Annotated in this window: 5 protein-coding genes and 1 pseudogene; 1 reads left to right on the top strand and 5 read right to left on the bottom strand. The window is 74.4% G+C overall.

Annotation, left to right across the window (positions count from 1 at the left end):
- Positions 1 to 458: pseudogene (locus CWIS_RS18620) on the top strand (hypothetical protein); the annotation flags it as partial.
- Between the two features lie 45 nt (positions 459 to 503).
- Here CWIS_RS18620 and CWIS_RS04640 read toward each other — a convergent pair.
- Genes CWIS_RS04640 through kdpA form a run of 5 tightly spaced genes read right to left on the bottom strand, consistent with a single transcriptional unit; the run spans position 504 to position 8181 of the window.
- Positions 504 to 1199, bottom strand: a complete 696-nt coding sequence (locus CWIS_RS04640; RefSeq protein WP_048342066.1) for a response regulator — start codon at positions 1197 to 1199, stop codon at positions 504 to 506.
- Entirely contained in the window at positions 1196 to 3712 is a 2517-nt protein-coding gene (locus CWIS_RS04635; protein WP_048342087.1) for a DUF4118 domain-containing protein, read from the bottom strand. The genes CWIS_RS04640 and CWIS_RS04635 overlap by 4 nt, the downstream gene beginning before the upstream one ends.
- Before the next feature lie 32 nt (positions 3713 to 3744).
- Entirely contained in the window at positions 3745 to 4392 is a 648-nt protein-coding gene (kdpC, locus tag CWIS_RS04630) for a potassium-transporting ATPase subunit KdpC (protein ID WP_082156217.1), read from the bottom strand.
- A 1-nt stretch (position 4393) separates the two neighbouring features.
- Complete coding sequence (gene kdpB / locus CWIS_RS04625; RefSeq protein WP_048342065.1) at positions 4394 to 6523, bottom strand: potassium-transporting ATPase subunit KdpB; 2130 nt, start codon at positions 6521 to 6523, stop codon at positions 4394 to 4396.
- Positions 6520 to 8181, bottom strand: coding sequence for a potassium-transporting ATPase subunit KdpA (kdpA, locus tag CWIS_RS04620; RefSeq protein WP_231583656.1), 1662 nt, complete (start codon positions 8179 to 8181; stop codon positions 6520 to 6522). Before kdpA ends, kdpB begins: the two co-directional genes overlap by 4 nt.
- Between the last annotated feature and the right edge of the window lies 1 nt (position 8182).

The following is an 8182-nucleotide window of genomic DNA, read 5'->3' as shown; positions in this document are numbered from 1 at the left end:
GGGCCGTGGACCCCGCGGCCGGTGCGCGACGCTGGCTCGCGGTGCTGGGCGCCGTGCGGGAGGCACTCCCGGCCAACCTGACCCTGGGCGCCGACACCCCGTGGTGGCTCACCGCGGTGGCGGCGCCCGACGAGCGCGGGTCGCTGCTGGACGCGGCGCTGCGCCGCGTCGACGCGGTCGTCGTCGTGGCGTTCAGCGACCACGCCGAGGGCACCGACGGGATCGTCGCGCTCGCCCGCCCGGCCGTCGAGGCCGCGCGCGGAGCGGGAGCCCGCTGGACGGTCGGGGTGGAGACGGACACGCCCGAGGTGGCCGGCGGGGCGCAGTACACGTTCGCCGACGAGGGCACTGCGGTGCTCGAACGCGAGGCCGCGGTGGTGGCGCAGGCGTTCGGGGCAGCGGGCTGCGTGTGCGTCGAGCACCACCGCGCGTGGCGCCGGCTCCTCGAGCTCGACTGACGCAGTCGCCGAGACGGCCGGAGCGGGCCCACGGCCTGGTCGACGCTAGACCTCGAACACGTAGCCCATCCCGGGCTGGGTGACGATGTGTCGCGGGTGCGCGGGATCGTCCTCGAGCTTGCGCCGCAGCTGCGCGGAGTACACGCGGAGGTAGTTCGTCTCGTCCGAGTACGAGGGGCCCCACACCTCCTGCAGGAGCTGGCGGCGCGGCACCAGCCGACCGCGGTTGCGGACCAGGACCTCGAGCATCGTCCACTCGGTCGGGGTCAGACGGACCTCGACCCCGCCGCGCAGGACCCTGCGCCGTGCGAGGTCGACCGTGAGCGCGCCCGCCGTCACCACGGCCTCCGCGTCGTCGGCCGGCGCGGCCGCCCGGCGGACGGCGGCCCGCAGCCGCGCCTGGAGCTCGTTCATCGCGAACGGCTTGGTGACGTAGTCGTCGGCTCCTGCGTCGAGCGCCTCGACCTTGTCCTCGCCGTGCTGACGCGCGGACAGCACGACGATCGGCACCCGCGTCCAGGCGCGCAGCGCGGTGATGACCTCGAGACCGTCGAGGTCGGGCAGGCCCAGGTCGAGCAGCACGACGTCCGGCAGGTCCGCCGCGGCCGCGGCGAGCGCCCCGGCACCGTCGCGTGCGGTGCTGACCCGCCACCCCGCGGCGCGCAGCGTGATGCCGAGCGCGTGCGCGAGACCCGGCTCGTCGTCGACGACCAGCACGTGGTGCCCGACCTGCGGTGTCATGCGCGCCTCCCGTCCGGCTCCGGCGCTGCCACCGGGAGCGTGACGACCATCGTCAACCCGGTCCCCGGGGTGTCCTCCGCGCGCAGCTCGGCCCCCACGGCGCGTGCGAGCCCGTCGGCGACGGCGAGCCCGAGCCCGAGCCCGGCGCCGGACGAGTCGCCGAGGCGCTGGAACGGCGCGAACAGTCGCTCCTTGAGCTCGTCGTCCACGCCGGGTCCGGCGTCGACGACCTGCACCACGACCGAGTCCGCCACCTTCGCCGCCGAGACGGTCACAGGCGCCCCCGGCGGGCTGTGGCGCACGGCGTTCGACACCAGGTTCGCGACCACGCGCTCGAGCAGGCCCGCGTCGGTCCGCACGAGAGGCAGGTCCTCCGGGACCTCCATGCGCACGGCCGACGGCGCGTACCCCTCGATCGCGAGCGGGACCACCTCGTCCAGGCTCGTCGCGCGCAGGACCGGTCGCACCGAGCCGGTCTGGAGCCGCGAGAGGTCGAGCAGGTTGTCGATCAGCCGCTCGAGGCGGCCGGTCGAGTCCGCGAGGGTCTCGACGAGGGACGCGCGATCGGCGGCCGACAGGTGCAGGTCGGCGCTCGTGAGGCCGTCGACGGAAGCACGGATGGTGGCGAGCGGGGTCCGCAGGTCGTGCGAGACCGCGGCGAGGAGCGCGGTGCGGGTCGCGTCGGCCTGCTCGAGGGCGAGGGCCTGCGCCGCCTGTCCTCGCAGGCGTTCCTGCGTCAGCAGGATGCCCACCTGCGACGCGAACGCCTCGAGCACCCGCCGGTCGCTCGCCGGCAGGATGCGCCCCGAGAGCGCGAGCGCGCGCGTGTCGTCGACCGTGAGCACGGTGGACGCCTCCTCGGGTGTGGTGGCCGGGTCCGTGCCGTCCGACGCCAGCACGCGCCAGCCGTCGTCGCGGCGTTCGAGCAGCGCGACCGCCGTGAGCGTGAACGTCTCGCGCAACCGTGCGACGAGCGCCGCAGCCGTGTCCTCTCCTGCGAGCACCGAGCGCGAGATGGCGGCCAGCGCTGACGCCTCGGCGCGCGCCCGGAACGCCTCGCTCGCGCGGCGGGCGGCGAGGTCGACGACCGATGCGACGGCGGCGGCGACGAGCACGAAGACCGTCAGCGCGAGCACGTTCTCCGGGTCCGCGACGGTCAGACGACCCGTCGGCTGCGTGAAGAACCAGTTGAGGAGCACGAACCCGACCACCGCCGACACGATCGCGGGCCACAGGCCGCCGACGATCGCGACGAGCACGGTGAGGGCCAGGAAGAGCATCAGGTCGGACGGGAGGGAGAGCAGGTCCTCGGCGAGGGCCAGGAGCGCGGTCACCGCGACCGGTCCGGCGAGCGCGAGCACCCACCCGGCGAGCAGGCGCCCGCGCGAGAGCGGCGAGCGCCGTGCGGCCGACGTGCGCCGGCCCGCGCGCGCGTGCTCGTGCGTGACCAGGTGCACGTCGATCGACCCGGCGAGCCGGGCGATCTCCGGGCCGTTGCCCTCCACCAGGAGCGAGCGCAGTCGCCCGCGCCGGGACACGCCGACGACGATCATCGTCGCGTTCACGCCCCGGGCGAACTCGACGACACCACTCGCGACGTCCTCGCCGACGACCGTGTGGAACGTCCCGCCGAGCGACTCAGCGAGCCGGCGCTGCGCGGCGATCGTCGCGGGCGTCGTGCTCGGCAGCCCGTCGGAGGGCAGGACGTGCACCGCGACGAGCTCGGACCCCGCGGCGCGCTGGGCGATCCGCGCACCGCGCCGCAGCAGCGTGTCGGTCTCGGGGCCGCCGGTCACCGCGACGACCACACGCTCGCGCGCGGGCCACGGCTGGTCGATCCGGTGCGCCCGACGGTAGGCGGCCAGGTCGTCGTCGACGAGGTCGGCGAGCCAGAGCAGCGCGAGCTCACGGAGCGCGGTGAGGTTGCCGACGCGGAAGAAGGCCGACAGCGACGCGTCGACCTGCTCCGCGCGGTACACGTTGCCGTGCGCGAGGCGGCGGCGCAGTGCCTGGGGCGGCAGGTCGACGAGCTGGATCTGGTCGGCTGCGCGCACGACGGCGTCGGGGACCGTCTCGCGCTGCTGCACCCCGGTGATGCGGGCGACGTCGTCGTTGAGCGACTCCAGGTGCTGCACGTTGACGGTCGTGACGACGTCGATCCCCGCGTCGAGGAGCTCGTGCACGTCCCGCCAGCGCTTGTCGTGCGGCGAGCCGGGGGCGTTGGTGTGCGCGAGCTCGTCCACGAGCACGACCTGCGGCCTGCGGGCGAGCACCGCGGGGACGTCGAGCTCGGTCAGCTGGGTCCCGCGGTGCTCGACGACCGCGCGCGGCAGCACCTCGAGGCCCTCGAGCTGGTGCGCGGTCCCCGACCGCCCGTGCGTCTCGACGAGGCCCACGACGACGTCGGTGCCGCGCGCTCGTCGTCGGTGCAGCTCGTCGAGCGCACCGTAGGTCTTGCCGACGCCGGGCGCCGCGCCGAGGTACACGGTGAGGCGCCCCCGCCGCGCGGTCATGTCCGGCGCGTCGCGCGCGGACTCGGGCTCGGTCACGGGGCCATTGTCCGCAGCGCCAGGTTGAGGCGCAGCACGTTGACCCGCGGCTCGCCGAGGAAGCCCAGGTCACGGCCCACGACGTGGGCCTCGACCAGAGCGGCGACGCGGTCCCGCGGCAGCCCGTTCTCGCGTGCGACGCGGTCCACCTGCAGACGTGCGTACTGCGGTGAGATCTCGGGGTCGAGACCCGAGGCGGACGCGGTGACCGCGTCGGGCGGGACTGCGGCGGGCTCGACGCCCTCGGCCGCGGCGACGCTCGCGCGGCGCTCGGTGATCGTCGCGACCAGGTCCGGGTTGTTCGGCCCGAGGTTGGAGCCTGCCGACGCGAGCGTGTCGTAGCCGTCGCCGGCGACCGAGGGCCGGGGGTGGAACCACTGCGGGCCGTCCGTCACCTGTCCGACGAGCGCCGAGCCGACGGCGTGCGACGGGTCGGTCGTGCGTGCGCCGTCGGCGGTGAGCAGCGACCCGTTCGCCTGCCACCGCATCGTGAGCCAGGACACGCCCGTCACGGTGAGGGGGTAGGCGAGCCCGAGCAGGACGGTCAGGACGACGAGCACGCGCAGGCCCGCCAGGGACTGCCGCGCGAACGAGATCGAGGTGGCGCCGACGGTCGGACGGCGGACGGGTGCGGTCGTGGTCATGTCAGATCCCGGGGAGGAGGGCGACCAGGAGGTCGACGAGCTTGATGCCGACGAACGGCGCGACGACGCCGCCGAGGCCGTACACGAGGAGGTTGCGCCGCAGCAGCGCCGACGCGGAGCCGGGCGTCCAGCGCACGCCACGCAGGGCGAGCGGCAGCAGCGCGGGGATGACGAGCGCGTTGAAGACCACCGCGGCGAGGATCGCGGACTGCGGGCTGGCCAGGTGCATGACGTTGAGGACCGCCAGCTGTGGGTAGAGCGTCGTGAACATCGCGGGCAGGATCGCGAAGTACTTGGCGATGTCGTTGGCGATCGAGAACGTGGTCAGCGCGCCGCGGGTGATGAGCAGCTGCTTGCCGATCTCGACGATCTCGATGAGCTTGGTCGGGTCGGAGTCGAGGTCGACCATGTTGCCGGCCTCCTTGGCGGCGGACGTGCCGGTGCTCATCGCTACGCCCGCGTCCGCCTGCGCGAGCGCGGGTGCGTCGTTGGTGCCGTCGCCGCACATCGCGACGAGCCGTCCGCCGGTCTGCTCGCGGCGGATGAGCGCGAGCTTGTCCTCGGGCGTGGCCTCGGCGAGCACGTCGTCGACGCCTGCCTCGGCCGCGATCGCGCGGGCGGTCGCCTCGTTGTCGCCCGTGACCATGACGGTGCGGATGCCCATCGACCGCAGCGCGGCGAACCGCTCGCGCATGCCGTGCTTGACGACGTCCTTGAGGTGGATGACACCCAGGACGCGCGCGGGACGGTCCGCGAGCTGCTCGGCGACGACCAGCGGCGTGCCCCCGGACGCTGCGATCGCGTCGACCGTGGCGCGCACGTCGTCGCCCGTGTGCCCGCCCGTGGACCGGACCCAGTGCGTCACGGCTGCCGCCGCGCCCTTGCGGACCCGGCGCACGTGCGCGCCCGCGAGGTCGACGCCCGACATCCGGGTGACGGCGGTGAACGGCACGAGCGTCGAGCCGACCAGCTCGCCCTCGGGGCGCTCGCGCAGCGCGAACCGTTCCTTGACGAGCACGAGGACGGACCGGCCCTCGGGCGTCTCGTCGGCCATCGACGCAAGCTGGGCCGCGTCGGCGAGCGCGTCGACGGGCACGTCGGCCGCGGGCAGCAGGTCCGCCGCCTGCCGGTTGCCGAGCGTGATCGTGCCGGTCTTGTCGAGCAGCAGGACGTCGACGTCGCCGGCCGCCTCGACCGCGCGCCCGGACATCGCGAGGACGTTGCGGCGCACGAGCCGGTCCATGCCGGCGATGCCGATCGCGGACAGCAGCGCGCCGATCGTCGTCGGGATCAGGCAGACCAGCAGCGCGACGAGCACGACGAGCGACTGCGGCTGCCCCGAGTAGGCCGCGAACGGCTGCAGCGTCGCGACGGCCAGGAGGAACACGATCGTCAGGGTCGTGAGCAGGACGTTGAGCGCGATCTCGTTGGGCGTGCGCTGTCGGTGCGACCCCTCGACGAGCGCGATCATCCGGTCGACGAACGTGTGGCCGGGCTGTGCGGTGATCCGCACGACGATCCGGTCGGACAGGACGACCGTGCCGCCCGTCACGGCCGACCGGTCTCCGCCCGACTCGCGGATCACGGGCGCGGACTCGCCGGTGATCGCGGACTCGTCGACGCTCGCGACGCCCTCGACGACGTCGCCGTCGGACGGGATCGTCTCGCCTGCGACGACGACGACCACGTCGCCGACGCGCAGCGACGACGAGGGGACCTCGGTGGTCGGCAGCGTCGCGAGGCCGCTCGTCTCCTCGAGGACGTCCTGCGGCGCGACGACCCGCCGCGCCGTCGTCTGCCGCTGCGCCGCCCGCAGGCTCGCGGCCTGCGCCTTGCCGCGCCCTTCGGCGACGGCCTCGGCGAGCGTCGCGGCGAGCACGGTGACCCATAGCCAGAAGGTGATCGCCCACGCGAAGACCGACGGGTCGAGGACGGCCAGGACGGTCGTGAAGGCCGCACCCACCTCCACGACGAACAGCACGGGGGAGTGCCACAGGCGGCGCGGGTCCGCGCCCCGCAGGGCAGCGGGCAGCGCGGCCGTGACCTGGCGCGCGGACAGCGCGGACGAGGCGCGCGCGGTCTGGCGCTCGGTCGTGGTGACGGACGAACGGGTGGTCAGGGTGGTGCTCATGCGAGCGACTCCGCGATCGGGCCGAGGGACAGGACGGGGACGAACGTGAGGCCGACGACCACGAGGGTCACGGTCACGAGCAGCCCGACGAACAGGGGTGTGTGCGTCGGCAGCGTGCCGGGGCCGGCCGGGATCGTGCGTTGCGAGGAGAGGCGTCCCGCGAGGGCGAGGACCAGCACGATCGGGACGAACCGGGCGAGCAGCATCACGAGCCCGAGCAACGTGTTCCAGAACGGTGTCCCCGACGTCAGCCCGCCGAACGCGGACCCGTTGTTGTTGCCTGCCGAGGCGAGCGCGTACAGCGCCTCGGACAGCCCGTGCGGCCCGTCTTCCTGGAGCCCGGCGAGCCCCGCCGGAACGACGAGCGCGACGGCGGTACCGACGAGCACGAGCGCGGGCATCGTGAGCACGTTGAGCGCCACGAGCGTGATCTCCTGACGGCCGATCTTCTTGCCGAGGTACTCGGGCGTCCGCCCGACCATGAGCCCGGCGAGGAACACCGTGACGACGGCGAGCAGGAGCATCCCGTACAGGCCGCTGCCCACGCCCCCCGGCGCGACCTCGCCGAGCAGCATCCCGACGAGCGCGACGCCGCCGCCGGGCGCGGTGAGCGAGTCGTGCATGGAGTTGACCGCGCCCGTCGAGGTGCCCGTCGTCGCGGCCGCGAACAACGCCGACGCGGCCTCGCCGAACCGCGTCTCCTTGCCCTCCATCGCGGCGCCGGCCGCGGCGGGCGCCAGGCCCGGACCCGCGAGCTCGGCCCAGGTCAGGAGCCCGGTGGCGACCGTCAGCAGCGTGGCCATGGTCAGGGCGATGGCTCGCCCCTGCCGCAGGTCGCCGACCATCCGGCCGAACGCCCGCGGGAGGCTGAACGGGATCAGCAGCAGGAGGAGCACCTCGAACGCGTTCGTCCACGGGTTCGGGTTCTCGAGCGGGTGCGCCGAGTTCGCGTTGAAGAAGCCACCCCCGTTGGTCCCCAGCTCCTTGATGACCTCCTGCGACGCGACCGGCCCGCCGAGCGCGTGCTGCGCGCCGCCGGCCAGCGTGGTGAGCTCGCTCGGGGCGTGCAGGTTCTGCACGACGCCCGCCGACACGAGGACGATCGCGCCGATCACGCTCAGCGGCAGCAGCACCCGCACGCAGACCCGGACGAGGTCGCGCCAGAAGTTGCCGACTCGGCCGTCCGTCCCGGACCGGGCGAACCCGCGCGCGAGCGCTGCGAGCACCGCGATGCCGACCGCGGCGGACACGAAGTTCTGCACCGCGAACCCGGTCATCTGCAGCAGGTGGCCCGCAGCGGACTCGCCCGAGAACCACTGCCAGTTGGTGTTCGTCGCGAACGACACGGCGGCGTTCCACGCCCCTGCGGGGTCCATCGCCGCCACGCCTGACGAGAGCGGCAGGTGGTCCTGCCACCGCGCGAGGAGGTAGACCGCGAGGACCGAGACGGTCGAGAAGCCCAGCAGCGACAGCGCGTACGCGGACCAGCGCTGCTCGGCGTCCGGGTCGACCCGCATGACCCGGTAGCCCGCGCGCTCGACGGCGAGGTGCCGCTCGCCGGTCAGCGTGCGCCACAGGTGGTCGCCGAGCGGGCGGTAGGCGGCCACGAGCAGGGCCGCGACGAGCGCGGCCTGCGTGACGGCGACGAGGACTGTCACG

This window comes from Cellulomonas sp. A375-1 (assembly GCF_001040865.1).
Taxonomy (GTDB): Bacteria; Actinomycetota; Actinomycetes; order Actinomycetales; family Cellulomonadaceae; genus Cellulomonas; species Cellulomonas gelida.
Note: the sequence above shows the minus strand (reverse complement) of the source record. Positions and strands in the feature narration are given on the sequence as shown.